Source organism: Shimazuella soli (assembly GCF_022511585.1).
In the GTDB taxonomy this organism is placed as follows: domain Bacteria; phylum Bacillota; class Bacilli; order Thermoactinomycetales; family Thermoactinomycetaceae; genus Shimazuella; species Shimazuella soli.
Window position 1 is genome coordinate 121,934 of record NZ_JAKWBN010000006.1, and the last position, 15,974, is coordinate 137,907.

The 15,974-nt window shown below is 39.6% G+C and carries 22 protein-coding genes; all 22 read left to right on the forward strand.

From position 1 onward, the window contains the following. Positions 1-13 precede the first annotated feature (13 nt). The 22 genes from rplR (at position 14) to MK805_RS13685 (ending at position 15,587) form a co-directional block, all read left to right on the forward strand. Positions 14-376, forward strand: a complete 363-nt coding sequence (rplR, locus tag MK805_RS13580; RefSeq protein ID WP_240876421.1) for a 50S ribosomal protein L18 — start codon at positions 14-16, stop codon at positions 374-376. After that, positions 376-891, forward strand: coding sequence for a 30S ribosomal protein S5 (rpsE, locus tag MK805_RS13585; protein WP_240876422.1), 516 nt, complete (start codon positions 376-378; stop codon positions 889-891). The genes rplR and rpsE overlap by 1 nt, the downstream gene beginning before the upstream one ends. Positions 892-903: 12 nt before the next feature. Then, entirely contained in the window at positions 904-1,092 is a 189-nt protein-coding gene (gene rpmD, locus MK805_RS13590; RefSeq protein WP_338057511.1) for a 50S ribosomal protein L30, read from the forward strand. A gap of 34 nt (positions 1,093-1,126) precedes the next feature. Continuing rightward, positions 1,127-1,567: a 50S ribosomal protein L15 gene (gene rplO, locus MK805_RS13595; RefSeq protein ID WP_240876423.1), complete on the forward strand. Its 441-nt coding sequence runs from the start codon at positions 1,127-1,129 to the stop codon at positions 1,565-1,567. A 1-nt stretch (position 1,568) separates the two neighbouring features. Continuing rightward, positions 1,569-2,870: a preprotein translocase subunit SecY gene (secY, locus tag MK805_RS13600; protein ID WP_240876424.1), complete on the forward strand. Its 1,302-nt coding sequence runs from the start codon at positions 1,569-1,571 to the stop codon at positions 2,868-2,870. A 76-nt stretch (positions 2,871-2,946) separates the two neighbouring features. Beyond that, positions 2,947-3,600 (forward strand): adenylate kinase, encoded by a 654-nt coding sequence (locus MK805_RS13605; RefSeq protein ID WP_240876425.1) that lies wholly within the window; start codon positions 2,947-2,949, stop codon positions 3,598-3,600. Continuing rightward, a complete protein-coding gene (gene map, locus MK805_RS13610) occupies positions 3,597-4,358 on the forward strand; it encodes a type I methionyl aminopeptidase (RefSeq protein WP_240876426.1) in 762 nt (253 codons plus the stop codon). Before MK805_RS13605 ends, map begins: the two co-directional genes overlap by 4 nt. After that, complete coding sequence (locus MK805_RS13615; protein ID WP_240876427.1) at positions 4,355-4,681, forward strand: KOW domain-containing RNA-binding protein; 327 nt, start codon at positions 4,355-4,357, stop codon at positions 4,679-4,681. Before map ends, MK805_RS13615 begins: the two co-directional genes overlap by 4 nt. A gap of 162 nt (positions 4,682-4,843) precedes the next feature. Then, positions 4,844-5,062, forward strand: coding sequence for a translation initiation factor IF-1 (gene infA, locus MK805_RS13620; protein ID WP_240876486.1), 219 nt, complete (start codon positions 4,844-4,846; stop codon positions 5,060-5,062). 83 nt (positions 5,063-5,145) lie between these two features. Beyond that, positions 5,146-5,259: a 50S ribosomal protein L36 gene (gene rpmJ / locus MK805_RS13625; protein ID WP_240876428.1), complete on the forward strand. Its 114-nt coding sequence runs from the start codon at positions 5,146-5,148 to the stop codon at positions 5,257-5,259. A 15-nt stretch (positions 5,260-5,274) separates the two neighbouring features. Further along, positions 5,275-5,643: a 30S ribosomal protein S13 gene (rpsM, locus tag MK805_RS13630; protein WP_240876429.1), complete on the forward strand. Its 369-nt coding sequence runs from the start codon at positions 5,275-5,277 to the stop codon at positions 5,641-5,643. A 19-nt stretch (positions 5,644-5,662) separates the two neighbouring features. Continuing rightward, on the forward strand, positions 5,663-6,061 hold the full coding sequence (rpsK, locus tag MK805_RS13635; RefSeq protein WP_240876430.1) for a 30S ribosomal protein S11: 399 nt from the start codon (positions 5,663-5,665) through the stop codon (positions 6,059-6,061). 126 nt (positions 6,062-6,187) lie between these two features. Next, positions 6,188-7,141 carry a DNA-directed RNA polymerase subunit alpha gene (locus MK805_RS13640; RefSeq protein ID WP_240876431.1) on the forward strand — a complete coding sequence of 318 codons (954 nt, stop codon included), beginning with the start codon at positions 6,188-6,190 and terminating at the stop codon, positions 7,139-7,141. A gap of 27 nt (positions 7,142-7,168) precedes the next feature. Beyond that, on the forward strand, positions 7,169-7,561 hold the full coding sequence (rplQ, locus tag MK805_RS13645) for a 50S ribosomal protein L17 (protein WP_240876432.1): 393 nt from the start codon (positions 7,169-7,171) through the stop codon (positions 7,559-7,561). 194 nt (positions 7,562-7,755) lie between these two features. Then, on the forward strand, positions 7,756-8,595 hold the full coding sequence (locus MK805_RS13650; protein ID WP_240876433.1) for an energy-coupling factor transporter ATPase: 840 nt from the start codon (positions 7,756-7,758) through the stop codon (positions 8,593-8,595). After that, complete coding sequence (locus tag MK805_RS13655) at positions 8,580-9,440, forward strand: energy-coupling factor transporter ATPase (protein WP_240876434.1); 861 nt, start codon at positions 8,580-8,582, stop codon at positions 9,438-9,440. The genes MK805_RS13650 and MK805_RS13655 overlap by 16 nt, the downstream gene beginning before the upstream one ends. Continuing rightward, positions 9,430-10,227: an energy-coupling factor transporter transmembrane component T family protein gene (locus MK805_RS13660; RefSeq protein ID WP_240876487.1), complete on the forward strand. Its 798-nt coding sequence runs from the start codon at positions 9,430-9,432 to the stop codon at positions 10,225-10,227. Before MK805_RS13655 ends, MK805_RS13660 begins: the two co-directional genes overlap by 11 nt. Then, positions 10,224-10,991 carry a tRNA pseudouridine(38-40) synthase TruA gene (truA, locus tag MK805_RS13665; protein ID WP_240876435.1) on the forward strand — a complete coding sequence of 256 codons (768 nt, stop codon included), beginning with the start codon at positions 10,224-10,226 and terminating at the stop codon, positions 10,989-10,991. Before MK805_RS13660 ends, truA begins: the two co-directional genes overlap by 4 nt. A gap of 189 nt (positions 10,992-11,180) precedes the next feature. After that, positions 11,181-11,681, forward strand: a complete 501-nt coding sequence (locus MK805_RS13670; protein ID WP_240876436.1) for a DUF2690 domain-containing protein — start codon at positions 11,181-11,183, stop codon at positions 11,679-11,681. A 616-nt stretch (positions 11,682-12,297) separates the two neighbouring features. Continuing rightward, complete coding sequence (locus tag MK805_RS13675) at positions 12,298-12,999, forward strand: response regulator transcription factor (protein ID WP_240876437.1); 702 nt, start codon at positions 12,298-12,300, stop codon at positions 12,997-12,999. Continuing rightward, positions 12,989-14,482: a sensor histidine kinase gene (locus MK805_RS13680; protein ID WP_240876438.1), complete on the forward strand. Its 1,494-nt coding sequence runs from the start codon at positions 12,989-12,991 to the stop codon at positions 14,480-14,482. The genes MK805_RS13675 and MK805_RS13680 overlap by 11 nt, the downstream gene beginning before the upstream one ends. A 16-nt stretch (positions 14,483-14,498) precedes the next feature. Beyond that, positions 14,499-15,587 carry a hypothetical protein gene (locus MK805_RS13685; RefSeq protein WP_240876439.1) on the forward strand — a complete coding sequence of 363 codons (1,089 nt, stop codon included), beginning with the start codon at positions 14,499-14,501 and terminating at the stop codon, positions 15,585-15,587. Positions 15,588-15,974 lie beyond the last annotated feature (387 nt).

A 15,974-nucleotide genomic window follows, 5' to 3' on the forward strand; every position in this document is an offset into this window, starting at 1 on the left:
AGTGAACCAGACCGTGATTCAAAAAGAAGATCGCAATCAAAAACGGAAAAAGCGTCACCTTCGGGTTCGGAAAAAACTTTTTGGCACGGCTCTTCGTCCTCGCCTCAATGTATTCCGTTCATCCAAGAATATCTATGCACAACTTATTGATGATGAAGCAGGCGTAACCCTTGTTTCGGCTTCTACGGTTGATAAAGAGTACCAAGGTGCAGGTGGCGGAACTGTTGAAGCAGCAAAAAGTGTCGGTGAGTTAATTGCCAAACGTGCTATCGAAAAAGGATTCAATAAAGTTGTGTTTGATCGTGGAGGATACCTCTATCATGGTCGTGTACAAGCCTTAGCGGATGGGGCAAGGGAAGGAGGTCTTGACTTCTAATGAAACAGAACAAAGGTAATAGAAGAGATAGTGCACAGTCCGAGTTCACTGAAAAACTTGTCAACATCAATCGTGTAGCGAAAGTTGTAAAAGGTGGACGTCGTTTCAGCTTTAGCGCACTAGTTGTTGTTGGAGACGGAAAAGGACGAGTTGGCGCTGGCATCGGTAAAGCTGCAGAAGTACCAGAAGCAATCAAAAAAGGTGTAGAAGCAGCGAAGAAAAACTTGATCACTGTTCCTCTAACTGGAAACACGATTCCTCATGATATCGTAGGACGTTTTGGAGCAGGGAAAGTTCTTTTGAAACCAGCTAGTCAAGGTACCGGTGTTATCGCTGGTGGTCCTGTGCGTGATGTTTTAACAGTTGCTGGTGTTGGTGATATTTTGACGAAATCAACCGGTTCCAATAATCCAATTAACATGGTGCGTGCAACGCTCGCTGGTCTTTCTAATCTAAAACAAGCAGATCAAGTTGCAAAACTACGTGGCAAAACTGTTGAAGAGCTACTCGGATAAGGAGGGATAACCGTGGCAAACAAATTAGCGATTACCCTCAAACGGAGTATGATTGGGCAGTCGGAGCGCGTTCGGGTAACCCTTCGTACATTAGGCCTAACCAAACGTGAACAAACTGTAGTCAAGCCAGACAATGCTTCGATTCGAGGTATGGTAAATAAAGTTGTTCATCTTGTAGATGTAAAAGAAGTAACGGAATAATAGCATTGACTTAGTACAAGAGGAGGTGCAAAGCATGAAATTAAACGAGCTAAAACCAGCACCTGGTTCTCGCAAAGAGTCAAGACGTGTAGGTCGTGGAATGGCTTCTGGTTCTGGTAAAACTTCTGGTCGTGGACATAAAGGTCAAAACGCTCGCTCAGGTGGTGGAGTTCGACCTGGTTTTGAGGGTGGTCAAAATCCAATTTACCGTCGTTTGCCAAAACGTGGATTTACTAGTCCGAATCGCAAAGAGTATGCGATCGTAAATCTTGATACTTTGAATCGTTTTGCTGAGGGTACAGAAGTTACTCCTGAGCTACTCACAGAACTTGGTGTTGTCAAAGATACGAAGTCTGGAATTAAGATTCTTGGAAATGGTGAGCTTCAAGTAAAGCTTTCTGTTAAAGCTCATAAGTTTTCCGAAACTGCAGCTGAGAAAATCAGAGCCGCTGGCGGAGCAACGGAGGTAATCTAACATGTTTGCGACCCTTGGTAACATTTTTAAGGTAGAAGATCTCCGCCGTCGAATACTATTTACTCTTATCATGTTGGTAGTTTTTCGGATTGGTAGTTTTATACCAGTTCCAAATACTAATCCAGCTGTGCTTCAGCAACTTGCTGATAAAAGTCAAGGAGTATTCGGCCTGATCAATGCTTTTTCTGGTGGAGCTTTTCGTAATTTCTCTATCTTTGCGATGGGAATTATGCCTTACATTACTGCTTCGATTATTGTTCAGCTACTCACGATGGATGTAATTCCTGCATTTGCTCGTTGGGCAAAAGAAGGAGAGACAGGTAGACGTAAAATTACACAAGTTACACGTTATTTTACGATCGGTTTGGCGTTAATCCAATCCATTACTTTGTCCTTGGGATTTGATCGTCTGCTAGGAAGTGGATTTATACAAAATCCTAACTTTTGGACTTATGCACTTATCTCTCTTACACTTACTGCGGGTACAACTTTCTTGATGTGGTTAGGGGAGCAAATTACAGAAAAAGGGATTGGGAACGGAATCTCTATTCTTATTTTTGCTGGTATCATGGCTAGCATCCCTAATCATATCAGTCAGGTATACAGTAGCTTGTTTACCAAGAATGCACCTATTGCCATTGGTGTAATAAAAACTGTCGGATTACTTGTTGTAATTGTGATTGTCATCGCGGGCGTTATTTACATCCAACAGGGTGTACGTAAAATTCCAGTCCAATATACCAAAAGAGTTGTTGGTCGTAAGATGTACGGGGGTCAGTCGACACACTTGCCATTTAAAATCAATGCTGCTGGTGTTATCCCTGTGATCTTTGCACTTTCCCTCTTGCTTTTCCCACCTACTATTGCGAGTTTCTGGGCGGGAAATGCAGTAGCGGACTGGATTCGCGTCAACTTTGACTATACGCAAGCTCCACTCGGTATGATTCTTTATCTGCTTCTCATTGTTGGGTTTACGTACTTTTATACTTTTGTACAAATTAACCCAATGCAACTTTCTGATCAGATGAAGAAAAATGGTGGTTTTGTTCCTGGTATCCGTCCTGGTAAAGCGACAGAATCTTATCTCACAAAAGTATTGAATCGCCTTACGCTTCCAGGGGCATTCTTCCTTGCAGCAGTTGCTATTCTTCCAGTCTTTATCATTTCTATCTCAGGTCTTCCACAGTCTGTACAGATTGGTGGTACATCCCTTTTGATCGTTGTAGGGGTAGCACTTGAGACGATGAAGACGATCGAGAGCCAACTAATCAAGCGCCACTACAAAGGATTTATGAACAGCTAAGACAAAGAAATTGACATACACATGCGACCATAGGTCGAACTTGATACGTGTGGCCGTCCTTCCGGAGGGATGAGATGTGAATATCATACTGATGGGATTACCCGGTGCAGGAAAAGGAACACAAGCAGCGCTTATTGTTGAGAAACTGCATATTCCTCATATTTCCACTGGGGACATGTTTCGTGCCGCTGTAAAAGAAGAAACACCTCTTGGAGTAGAAGCTAAATCTTACATGGATCAAGGGGCTTTGGTCCCTGACCGTGTGACGATTGGTATCGTCCGGGACCGGTTAGGCAAAGATGATTGTGAGAGTGGTTTTCTATTAGATGGATTTCCACGTACTGTTCCACAGGCGGAAGCACTTGATGAGTTACTTTCTGACCTAGGTAAAGAGATCGATTATGTTATCTATATTGAAGTATCACAACAAGAGCTGATCAGTCGTTTAACTGGACGCCGTATTTGCAGTAATTGTGGGACTACATTCCATCTTCAGTTTGCTCCACCTAAAGTAGCTGGAGTTTGCGATCGCTGTGGTGGTTCTCTTTACCAGCGTGAAGATGATCAAGAAGAAACTGTAGCGAAACGTCTACAGATCAATCAGGAACAAACAGAGCATTTGATTCGTTACTATACTGCAAAAGAAAAGTTAGTACGAGTTGATGGTGAACAACCGATAGAGCAAGTAACGGAAACTATCTTCTCTAAAATTCGGAGTAGAACTAGATGATTACCATAAAATCAGCGAATGAAATCGAAAAAATGCGCCAGGCAGGTAGGTTAGTCGCCCTTACGCATCAAGAATTGAAAAAATATATTCATCCCGGCATTACAACGATGGAATTAGATCAGCATGCAGAGAAGTTTATTCGTAGTTTTGGAGCAACGCCATCCTTTAAAGGGTATAATGGCTTCTCAGGAAGTGTGTGCACTTCTGTAAATGAAGAACTGGTGCATGGAATTCCAGGTCCGAGAAAGCTAAAAGATGGAGATATTATTTCAATTGATATCGGTGTGTATTATGAAGGTTTCCATGGTGATTCTGCTTGGACATATCCAGTTGGGACAATTTCACCTGAGGTTTCCCGTCTTCTAGCAGTGACAGAAGCCTCATTATTCGAAGGGTTAAAAGTACTGAAGGCAGGTATACGTCTTGGTGATATGGGCAGCCGCATTCAAGCAGTAGCGGAAGATGCTGGTTTTTCTATTGTTCAAGAGTATGCTGGACATGGTATTGGACGTGAGTTGCACGAACAACCTACTATTCCAAACTATGGTATTGCTGGACGTGGACAAAGAATAAAAAGTGGGATGACACTGGCGATTGAACCGATGGTGAATATGGGAAGTCGATATGTTCATACACTTGATGATGGATGGACGGTAGTGACTGATGACGGTTCTTGGTGCGCTCATTTTGAGCATACTACCCTGATCACAGATGAAGGCTATGAGATTCTTACCCTAGCAGAAGGTGACTTCGAATGAAGGCCTTACACGAGGCAGCAAGTCGAATTCATTTAGGGCAGATAATAATGGTCTTATCTGGACGGGAAGCAGGAAAAAATGCTGTCGTTGTTCGTTTAGATGATTCTTATGTTTGGTTAGCAAATGGGCAAGAACGCAAATATGCTAACCCAAAGCGTAAGAATAGACGTCATATACAACCAACGAGATTTATTGCAGATGAAGTAAGTGATGCGATACAGTCTCATGGATTTGTAGATGATGCGAAATTGGTGTTTGCCCTAAATCAGTACAAAAAGCTGAATTTGAAGGGGGGGAAATCTGCAACAAAACATAGGAAATAACCTATTAAAAACAGGTTAAAAATGGCTGTAGCTTGACTAAGGTGCATGATTAGGTTAACTTAGTTGTGATCTGAAAGTCATTTTAGTCAAAAGGACTTTCTCATTTGAGGCGATGAGGTAAAGCTCAGCTATTTGCTATGTTTTCGTGGCAGAGTAACTCTATTGGCCAAAGAAGATGTGATTGAGGTTATGGGTGTTGTAAGAGAGCCCCTGCCTAACGCCATGTTTAAAGTGGAGTTAGAGAACGGTCATGAAGTGCTCGCTCATGTATCGGGTAAGATTCGCATGCACTTCATTCGGATTTTGCCAGGAGACAAAGTGACAGTTCAACTTTCTCCATACGACTTATCCCGTGGGCGTATTACCTTTCGGCATAAATAGTCTAAAGTTAGAGGATCAGAGACTAGATGTTCATTTTAGAAAAGATTCTACTTTGATTCCTCTAAAATAGGAGGTTTGGAGAAGTGAAAGTTCAGCCATCAGTTAAACCCATCTGCGAAAAATGTAAGGTTATTAGACGCAATGGAAAAGTCATGGTAATTTGTGAAAATCCAAGGCACAAACAAAAGCAAGGTTAGGAGGTGTAGAGATAGATGGCACGGATAGCAAGTATTGACTTACCTCGTGAAAAACGGGTAGAGATCGCTCTCACCTACATCTATGGTATCGGTCGCCCAAAAGCTAATGAAATTTTGGCTGCGACAGGCATTAATCCAGATACTCGTGTACGTGATCTAACAGAAGAGGAAGTATCCCAACTACGTACTTACATTGATAAAAATGTAGTGGTAGAAGGAGACCTCCGCCGTGATATTGCACTTAACATCAAACGTTTGATGGAAATTGCATCTTACCGTGGTATTCGCCATAGAAGAGGTTTACCTGTTCGTGGTCAAAGTACCAAAACCAATGCTCGTACACGTAAAGGTCCACGTCGTACAGTAGCGAATAAGAAAAAATAATAAGTAAGGAGGGATACTTGTGGTAAAACGTAAAACATCCAACCAACGTGTGAAACGTCGTGTGAAAAAACACGTTGAATCTGGCGTGGTACACATCCGCTCCACTTTTAACAATACTATCATCACGATTGCTGATCCACGTGGTAATTCCATCGCTTGGGCTAGTGCTGGTACCATGGGCTTCAAAGGTAGCCGTAAAAGCACACCATTTGCAGCTCAAATGGCTGCAGAACAAGCTGCAAAAACAGCAATGGAAAGTGGCATGAAAAACGTAGAAGTAATGGTTAAAGGCCCAGGAGCTGGACGTGAAGCAGCGATTCGATCATTACAAGCTGCGGGATTAGAAGTGAGCTTGATTAAAGACGTAACTCCTATCCCACACAATGGTTGTCGTCCACCAAAGCGTCGTCGTGTATAAGCGTGTCGTGCCTGTTGGTTTATTTTACCGGTAATTTGTGTATAATGGATGAGACAAGTTCTGATCTGTTTATTTATTAAATACCGAATAATGCCCGGAACGCGACGTTCTAAAAGGAGGGGCCGTATGATAGAAATTGAAAAACCTAGGATCGAAGCAGTTAAAATGAGCGACGATCATCGATACGGAAGATTCGTGGTGGAACCCCTAGAACGTGGATACGGAACAACATTGGGTAATTCGCTGCGCCGTATCTTGCTCTCCTCTTTACCCGGCGCTGCTGTCACATCTGTGCAAATCGATGGGGTATTGCACGAGTTTTCCACCATTGCGGGTGTGGTAGAGGATACAACGGAGATTATTTTAAATCTAAAAAAGCTATCTCTGAAGATTCATTCCGATGAGGAAAAGGTTTTAGAAATCGATATTGAGGGCGGTTCTGGGGGAAGAGCTGTTCTTGCTGGAGATATCCGTGCGGATAGCGATGTAGAAATCTTAAATCCAGATCTTCATATTGCTACGCTTGCAGGGGATGCACACTTACATATTCGTATGACTGCGAATCGTGGACGTGGATATATTCCTGCTGAGCGCAATAAGTCAGAAGACATGCCAATCGGAGTTATCCCTATTGATTCTATTTATACACCAATCGACAGAGTGAACTTTCAAGTTGAGAATACACGTGTTGGACAAGTTACCAACTATGACAAACTGACATTGGAAGTTTGGTCTGATGGTAGTTTGCATCCAGATGAAGCAGTCAGCCTTGGTGCTAAAATCTTAAATGAGCATCTTATGTTATTTGTTGGTTTGACAGAAGAAGCACAAGGTGCAGAGATTATGGTTGAGAAAGAAGAGGATAAGAAAGAGAAAGTGATGGAGATGACCATCGAAGAACTTGATCTATCTGTCCGTTCTTATAACTGCTTAAAACGTGCTGGCATCAACACCGTACAAGAGCTAACTCAAAAATCAGAAGAAGATATGATGAAAGTGCGTAACTTAGGACGTAAATCGCTAGAAGAAGTACAAGAAAAGCTAGTGGAACTCGGACTTGGATTACGTGAAGAAGATTAATCCTAAGTAGCGGGGGAGGGAAAAAATATGGCATACTCCAAGTTAGGACGTAATAGTAGTGCGAGAAAAGCACTTCTTCGTGACCTTGTGACAGACTTGATTCTAAATGAAAGAATCGAAACAACCGAAGCAAAAGCTAAGGAACTTCGTTCTATCACAGACAAGCTGATTACACTTGGAAAACGCGGCGATCTCCACGCTCGTCGTCAAGCAGCAGAGTTTGTTCGTACCAATCGTTCCTACACAGAGAACGAAGGGGAAGAAGCAACTCATCATAAAAACGTTGATGCAGTTAAAAAATTGTTTGAAGATATCGCACCACGTTACCAAGAGCGCAATGGTGGGTATACTCGTATCTTGAAACTAGGACCACGTCGTGGTGATGGTGCACCAATGGTTTTTATTGAACTTGTAAAGTAAAAAAGAATTGACAAAGGGGAGGGCAGGATCGGACCGGTCCACCCTTTTTTGTTAGAAAAAGTTATATGACTCTATAATGCCTACAAGCTTATCCATCGACAATGTTTTCTATTTCGGATAAAAAGTATAACTTTATCTGTTAGCATGAATGGATAAGCTTTTGTGGGTTGTTTTTCTTGATTAGGAGCGTTTTTATGGGAACGGAAATTACATTAAAAGATGTATGGTTTCATTACTATCCTCAAACAGAATCCCGTGAAAATTGGGCAGTTCAAAATGTGAGTTTAGATTTTCAACAAGGCGAATATGTCAGTATCATTGGTTCCAACGGATCAGGAAAATCATCTTTAGCTTGTCTCTTAAATGGGTTATTTATTCCAACTGAGGGAGCATTTTGTATTAATGGGCAGCCTATTACTACGGATCAAGACCGCTGGGAATTAAAACGCAGAGTGGGCATGATTTTCCAAAATCCAGATAACCAAATTGTTGCACCCTCCGTTGTAGACGATATTGCTTTTGGTCTAGAAAACCTGGGAGTAAGCCGAGAAGAAATGAAATATCGTATTCCTCTTGTTTTGGAGCAAGTTGGTCTATCAGGATTAGAAAAAAAAGAACCACATCATCTATCAGGCGGGCAAAAACAACGTCTCGCTATTGCAGGTATTTTGGCGATGCAACCAGATGTCATCATATTCGATGAATCTACATCGATGTTGGACCCAGATGGGAGAAAACATATCCTTCGACTGATGGATGAATTGCATAAATCGGGTATTACTATTATCCATATTACCCATCAAGCTACTGAGGCGTTTCTTGCTGAGCGGCTGATTGTGATCCATCAAGGCCGAATCATGATGGATCAAAGTAGTAAAGAATTATATGCAAATGCGACTCTACTAGACCAATGGGGGTTAGATGTACCAATTGGTATTTTGCTGCACCAAGCATTACGAGATAAAGGTTGGAAACTTTCAGAGAAGATGGAGAGTGAAGAACAATTGGTGAGTGAGTTATGGACATCCATGTAAATGACATATCATATGTGTATCAGAAAGGGACACCTTTTGAAGAGGAAGCTTTGTCAAATCTCTCCCTCTCCATACAACATGGGATTATACAGGCGATTATTGGGAAGACAGGTTCAGGGAAATCAACTTTAATCGGGCTTTTATCTGGTTTATTGCGTCCCTCTAAAGGAAGTATTACAGTCGGTGAGGATAAAGTTACTGCAACCACTAAAAAAATTCCTTTTCGCTCTAAGGTGGGCGTTGTTTTTCAATATCCAGAGCACCAATTATTTGCGGAGACTGTTTACAAAGATATTTCCTACGGACCTACGAATCAAGGTATCCCAGCTGAGGAAATAAAAAATCGAGTTTATCATGCTATAGATTTGGTTGGATTGGATGAATCGTTACTTGAGAAATCCCCCTTCAGTTTAAGCGGTGGACAGATGAGAAGAGTTGCACTTGCAGGTGTTCTGGCTATGGAACCATCTATTCTTATACTGGATGAACCTACAGCCGGTTTAGACAGAATAGGCAGTGAGCAACTCCTGAGTCTTATTCATCATTTACATCAGCAAAAACAAGTAACCATTATTTTGGTTACCCATCAAATGGATGAAGTAGCGAGACTCGCAGGTCAAGTTCTTGTTTTAGAGAAAGGACAAGCTGTTTTTAACGGTTCTCCAGTTGAGTTGTTTTCAGAACGGTCAAGGCTGGATAAACTTGGTATGGAACCTCCAAGCCTAACAAAACTAATTGATCGTCTTAATGAGCGTATTCATCCGCCTATTCCTACTTCTTTATTTGAACTCGACCAGCTTGTTGCTCATTTAGAGCTTCGAAGGAAGGTGGGAAATAATGAGTAGGATTGTTATCGGGCAATACATCCCAGGGGACTCTTTCCTGCATCGGCTTGATCCAAGAGCAAAACTCCTCTTTGTTTTTCTGTTTTTCTTTCTCATTTTTTTAGCAAATAATATATCTACTTATCTCATACTCTATTTATTTGTCGCTATTTGTATCCTTTTATCGCAGATACGAGTACGTCTCTTTCTTGGATCTATCAAACCGGTCTTGTTTATTATTATTCTTACCTCTATCTTGCATTTGGTCATGACCAAAGGGGGAGCAGCACTTCTTACTACACCTTTATTTACCGTATATGAAGAGGGAGTACGTCAAGCTGCTTTTATCTCTTCCCGGTTTCTCATCCTGGTAGTTATGGCGTCTATATTAACATTTACGACATCATCACTCGATTTAACAGATGCTTTAGAACAATTACTAGAACCACTGAAAAAAATTCGTGTACCTGTTCACGAATTAGCACTGATGATGTCTATTGCGCTGCGGTTTATCCCTACCCTGTGGGAAGAAACAGAAAAAATCAAGAATGCGCAGCTCGCTCGTGGAGCGAATTTGGAAAGCGGTAATATTTTTAAGCGTCTAGCAGCCTATATACCTATCTTTATCCCATTGTTTCTCTCTTCTTTCCGCAGAGCAGAAGAGCTAGCGATGGCAATGGAAGCACGGGCTTACCGTGGCGGGATTGGTAGAACCAAATATCGATTGTTGCAGTATAAGGGAAAAGATTATAGTCTAATCGTGATCTTTCTCCTGTTAGTAATCATGATAGGATGGCTTCGTTCATGAGAAAAATAAAGATGATTATCGCTTATGATGGAACGGATTTTTCCGGTTTTCAACGGCAACCGGGTCGCCGTACGATCCAAGGCGTTTTAGAGGAAACTCTGAGTAGGATACTGAAAGAAAACATCATTATTGAAGGCTCAGGCAGAACGGATGCAGGCGTACATGCTTTGGGGCAGGTATGTCACTTTATCACGAGTAAACCCATCCCGGCAGAACGCTTTCCTTATATACTTCGACACTCGTTGCCGCCAGACTTGATCATCAATAGCAGTGAGGAAGTAGAGATGGACTTTCATGCCCGGAAAAGTGCTCACTGGAAGACCTATCGTTATCAAGTTGAAACACAAGCAGTTCCCAGGCTTCATATGAGGCGTTTTGCATATCACTATCCTGTTGACGTCGATCTGAAGGCGATGAAACAAGCAGCTGAATATTTGCTGGGACAACATGATTTTACTTCTTTTTGCTCAGCAAAAACAGAGATAGAGGATAAAGTACGTACTGTTTATGATGCAGCAGTTTGGGAAGAAAATGGGTTTCGTTATATAGAAGTTACAGGAAGTGGCTTTCTTTATAATATGGTGCGAATTATCGTGGGCACCCTTCATGATGTGGGAAAAGGAAAGATCAAAGCACTTGATATTCCATCTATTATAAACGCATGTGACCGCCAGGCAGCAGGCTCTACGTTTCCACCAGAAGGACTGCATCTTTTGAAAGTGGGTTACCAACCTATAGCAAAGGATTTTCTTTATGTAGAATAAACAGGAATCCCTTGATTTTATATTTTACGTACATACTATTTTCACTAATAGATGAATGTTTTGATCATTCCTATACTATATAATTGTGTTAAATGGAAATCTTACTACTAGATGGGCTATTATTATACTACTTAATCGCACTTTTTCCACAACTTTTATCATTTATAGATAGATAGGGAGTGTGAGCACATGAACCTAAAAAAATGGCGTGTAGGCTTATTGAGTGCAGCAGTGGGAGTTGCAGGTCTGTTTGTAGGAATTTCGGATACACATGCAGCAAATTATCAGTTTGATGGAAAAAGTCCAGTAGCTACCCATTGTAATAAAACTGGAGTTGCGGAAAAAACAAAACCTTTTTCCTTGAAACTAAAAAATGGACAAAAAGTAACCGGGAAAATATACCTAATGTACAGTACAAAATGTAAAACAGCTTGGTCCTATGTTAAATTGGATAAATCCCTCCCCTCCAACATGGAAATAAATGGTATTGTAAAACGCAAAAACGATAAGAAAACTTACTCCTGTTACTCCAAAGGTGGCAATGGCATGATCGAACCAGGGCAGAGAAATTGTTATAGTGCGATGGTATATGATTATAAACCAAACACTTCTTATGCAAGTGCAACTGCCTATTCTCCAAAAGGTTTTTATAATACAGGTAAACCTCTAGATAATACTGATCCTTATTAAGATAAATATATTTTTTTAGAGAAGGGTACTAGATAACTAGTACTCTTTTTTATATTGCATTTTGATATATCCTTAATCTAATACTTGTAGGTATAATGGAACATTAAAGGTAGTTCACATCTTAGTGAAAATAACTTTAGGAATATTCAGTAAGTAATTTCCCTTTGTTTAACCTAGTATCTCTTTTATTCTATTACGATGCTAGGGTAACGCTTCACATTTTGATGAAACAATTTACATTTTGGAAACATTCTGTATCGCTTTTGGAAAACTTTGTCCTTTAATCTATAGGTACAAAGGAATGAAAATAAGAGTAAACAGACAGTCTTTTATTATCCAAAAGATAACATGACGGTGGATCATCCACCTTTGAAATTGGAAATTATGAACTTATGTTTGAGTTTAATTGTTATGGAAAGTGTGTGGACTCAGGCAAGCCAACACCAACAGTTGTAAAGGTTAATATTACTCAGAAAACCGGTTCATAAGCTATTTTCCAAATCAAAGGCTTGAGTATAAAAACTCAAGTCTTTTCTATAAAGAGTCATTTTCTTTATTTCACCTTTATTTGTTATTTTCAGAATAAGGACAATATTCATTTGGGAGTAGAGAGATTATGCAGACAAAAGTTTTAATAGCGGATGACGAAAGCAGTATTACGGAGCTCCTTTCTTATGCTCTCCTAAAAGAAGGTTTTCAGGTAGAAGTAGCCTCAGATGGAGAAGAAGCTTACGAAAAAATGTTGCAATTTCAACCGCATATGGCAATTTTAGATGTGATGATGCCAAAAATGAGCGGGTTTGAAATTTGTCAAAAGATAAATGCTGATAAAAATGTAGGCATTATTTTAATTACCGCAAAAAATGATATTTCCGATAAAGTAGTAGGTTTAGAGCTTGGGGCAGATGATTATATCACTAAGCCGTTTGACATTCGGGAAGTATTATTGAGAGTGAAATCCCTTTTGCGTCGATTATCTCAACAGCCGTCTGTTACAAATAATGAAATCTATCGAATATCAAATTTAGTAATTGATAAAACAGGACGGAAAGTTACCATTGGAGGCAAGCATATAAGCATTACACTCAAAGAATTTGATTTATTGGTTTTGTTGATGGAACATACGGAAAGGGTTTTTACCAGAGAAGAGTTGTTGGACCTAGTATGGGGAATGGATTATATTGGAGGAACTCGAACCGTAGATATTCATATTCGGCGATTGAGGCAAAAACTTGGCCAGCCTTATGACCAATTACTCCAAACATTGTATGGCGTTGGGTATAAGATAGCGGGGTTGGACATTCATCATGAGACATAATTTAAAATTAAAAATAAGTACTTTCTTAGCCCTTCTTTTGCTTACAACAATTGGGACGTTATGTTTTTTTATCATAGGAGAAATAAAACAAGACCAGCAGCAAAAGCAAAAAGCTTACTTATTGGAACAAAGTGGGATTGCCAATGAGTATATCGAACAGGTCATCCAATCTGATCCAACTTATCAGAATAATATGAGTTTACGGTACTCCATCCTGAAAAAAAAGAAAAGCGAACTAATTTCCTATCTAGAAGTGAAAACTTCAATGAAAGTATTCCTTTATTTAACCAATGAGCGTGCAGAATTAGATATGGATCTACCCTTGACTTCTTCCAAGGTACAAGATCAGAAGTTACTGCAATATGCAAAAAATAATCAAATAGCATTACTCAGAGAAGGAAACAGTTTGTATTATGCAGCTCCACTAAATAATGGTTATGATGGTGTTATTGCTTTTGTTTATGAGGTAAAGGATGATCAAGCTCTTCTCCAAAAGATAAAACTTTTATTTGTTCAAGTGGGATCAATTGTTTTGCTTATCAGTTTCCTCCTTGCATATCTTTATTTCGCTAAAATAGCCAATGAGATTTTGAAATTAAAAAACATATCCGAGCTGATAGAACAAGGGATATTTTGCTCTTTTTCTATCACAAATCGATCAGATGAATTAGGAAAGTTAAGCCGTGGTATGTATTCCATGAGTAAGAAAATCGAAGAAAATATAGTGGATATGCAGCAAAAACAAGCATCATTAAATCTGGTAGTGAAAAAATTAAAGCATTTGGAAAGCCAACAAAAGACGTTTATCGGCAATATCACTCATGAATTTAAAACACCATTGACTGTTATTTTAGCTTATATGGATTTACTGGAGATGTACGAACGTGATCCGACCTTAATCCATAAAGCTCAAGAAAATGTAAAGAAAGAAGCAAAACGATTGTATGATTTAGTAGAAAAAGTATTGCAATTAGCCTCATTTGAGAAATATGATTTTGAATTACACCAAGAAAAGATAGATTCGCGGGACATACTAGAGGAACTAGTCGAACGTATTCGGGGGAAAGCACAAAAATTTGAAGTACAAATTACAACCGAGCTCCAACCAGCTTCTTTGTTTCTTGATAGGGAAAGCTTTACATTGATTTTTATAAACTTACTGGACAATGCGATCAAATATAATGTTTCCGGTGGTACAGTTACCCTAACTAGCAGCATAAGGGATGATTCTTTGATGATAACCGTTACAGATACGGGCATTGGTATCCCTCCAGATGCAAGAGACAAAATATTTGAAGCATTCTATACGGTGAGCAAAGATCGATCGAAAAAAACAGGAGGGACAGGATTGGGTCTAGCATTAGTGAAGCGATTGGTAGAGGATCAACAGGGAACGATTACAATTGATACAAATAAAGAAGAGCAAGGGACAGTGGTGGAGATTATATTTCCTCTATACAACGACAATGAGAATCAAACATAATAAGGGAGTTATTTCGTTGAAAAGAAGAAAAATTGGAGTAAAAACTTGTCTACTTACCACTTTCTTTTTCTTATTGTTATCCGGTTGTGGACCCAAACCGGGTGAGATTGAAGTATTGGAAAACAAGGATACTTCCTATAATAAATTTTCGTTACAAAGGATGGATACCTACAAAAAAATATACGCAGTAGATTGGATCACTGATAACCTTTTTTTAGATTCTCGTTTTCGTTTGTATAATGTGAAGACCAATAAAGCTCATTTTCTTGTTCATGATCGTAATGCAAGAGAAGCATTGGTTTCTCCTAATAAGAAATATTTATTTTATCGAATTAGTAAGTTTAACCAAGCTGGGAACTATTATATTCTTAATCTGCAAACGAAGAAAAAAATAGTCCTGCCAATAAAAGAACAAGTCTGGGAGCCGAGTTGGGTAAATAACGAAACCATTCTATTTCTAACTAATCAAGGAGATGCGTATTATGTGAATACTTCTGGAGAGGTTACGAAGATAAATCATTCTTTTCAAGCCACAGGGGATGGGGTGGAAGATCAAATATTTGAACTAATCCAAGTTGGAGAGCAATTTTTCTATTTAGATGGATATAAGTTGATGGTTTGGAGCCGAAATACGAATCAAACAAAACACTTGATGGATAATATTGTTGACTTAGTATTGTCTCCAGATCAAACCAAACTTGCTTTCATAAAACAAGTACCAAAAGATCCAAGAGATTACGATAAAGAGGGTTTTATTGGTTATGAAGTGTTGATGGTGATGGATGTGAAAGGAAGTCGCCAGAAAGTAGTAGCACAAGGGGATTCGATTCTTGGACTGAATTGGTCTGGTGATTCAAAGAAATTGAGTTATCTCATTTCGAAGAGTAGTGCTACAAACCAATCGGAGTTATATATAGCAGATATCATAGGAGGAGATATAACGTTACTTGCCACTAATATTGGACCCTATTATAAGCAAATGGAGTGGAATCCTTCTGGCAATGGTCTTCTTGTAAATAGCCTATTTTATGATGCTGATGAACCACACCCAGTCTTGTATATTCTTCATCTCAAAAGCAATGATAAATCATTTCAGAGATACTAGGATGTGTCTGAAAACAGATCTCAGACCCCCTTATGAGGCTTACCATAACCCATAAATATCGATGAACGAATTTGTCAAAAATCCTTAATTGCAACCATTCAACTACATCAGATCTAAGTTCATTAATCGTTATCGATATTTTGTGCAACCAAATCAGTTGATTTTAAGTCGAAAAAGTGACGGAAACAACACTGGAAAAGTGGAAAAACTACTTGATATTACTGGATTTTCGTCCTTTTAGACTTATGGGTAACGATAAGCTCATGAGGGGGTCAAACAGCATGGCGTACTTTCTGTGCTGTTTGGGGGGAGTATCAAAACAGATCGATCTCAAGAAGTGTGGTGTGTTAAGTGATGGATTCATAGACGTATACTTGTTATCAAAGA

Excerpts from the sequence above, each read along its gene's own strand:
- MK805_RS13615 (WP_240876427.1), top strand. The coding sequence starts at position 4,355 with ATGAAGGCCTTACACGAGGCAGCAAGTCGAATTCATTTAGGGCAGATA.
- MK805_RS13650 (WP_240876433.1), top strand. The coding sequence starts at position 7,756 with ATGGGAACGGAAATTACATTAAAAGATGTATGGTTTCATTACTATCCT.
- map (WP_240876426.1), top strand. The coding sequence starts at position 3,597 with ATGATTACCATAAAATCAGCGAATGAAATCGAAAAAATGCGCCAGGCA.
- secY (WP_240876424.1), top strand. The coding sequence starts at position 1,569 with ATGTTTGCGACCCTTGGTAACATTTTTAAGGTAGAAGATCTCCGCCGT.
- MK805_RS13675 (WP_240876437.1), top strand. The coding sequence starts at position 12,298 with ATGCAGACAAAAGTTTTAATAGCGGATGACGAAAGCAGTATTACGGAG.
- truA (WP_240876435.1), top strand. The coding sequence starts at position 10,224 with ATGAGAAAAATAAAGATGATTATCGCTTATGATGGAACGGATTTTTCC.
- rpsM (WP_240876429.1), top strand. The coding sequence starts at position 5,275 with ATGGCACGGATAGCAAGTATTGACTTACCTCGTGAAAAACGGGTAGAG.
- MK805_RS13640 (WP_240876431.1), top strand. The coding sequence starts at position 6,188 with ATGATAGAAATTGAAAAACCTAGGATCGAAGCAGTTAAAATGAGCGAC.
- MK805_RS13680 (WP_240876438.1), top strand. The coding sequence starts at position 12,989 with ATGAGACATAATTTAAAATTAAAAATAAGTACTTTCTTAGCCCTTCTT.
- MK805_RS13655 (WP_240876434.1), top strand. The coding sequence starts at position 8,580 with ATGGACATCCATGTAAATGACATATCATATGTGTATCAGAAAGGGACA.
- rplQ (WP_240876432.1), top strand. The coding sequence starts at position 7,169 with ATGGCATACTCCAAGTTAGGACGTAATAGTAGTGCGAGAAAAGCACTT.
- rplO (WP_240876423.1), top strand. The coding sequence starts at position 1,127 with ATGAAATTAAACGAGCTAAAACCAGCACCTGGTTCTCGCAAAGAGTCA.
- rpsE (WP_240876422.1), top strand. The coding sequence starts at position 376 with ATGAAACAGAACAAAGGTAATAGAAGAGATAGTGCACAGTCCGAGTTC.
- MK805_RS13670 (WP_240876436.1), top strand. The coding sequence starts at position 11,181 with ATGAACCTAAAAAAATGGCGTGTAGGCTTATTGAGTGCAGCAGTGGGA.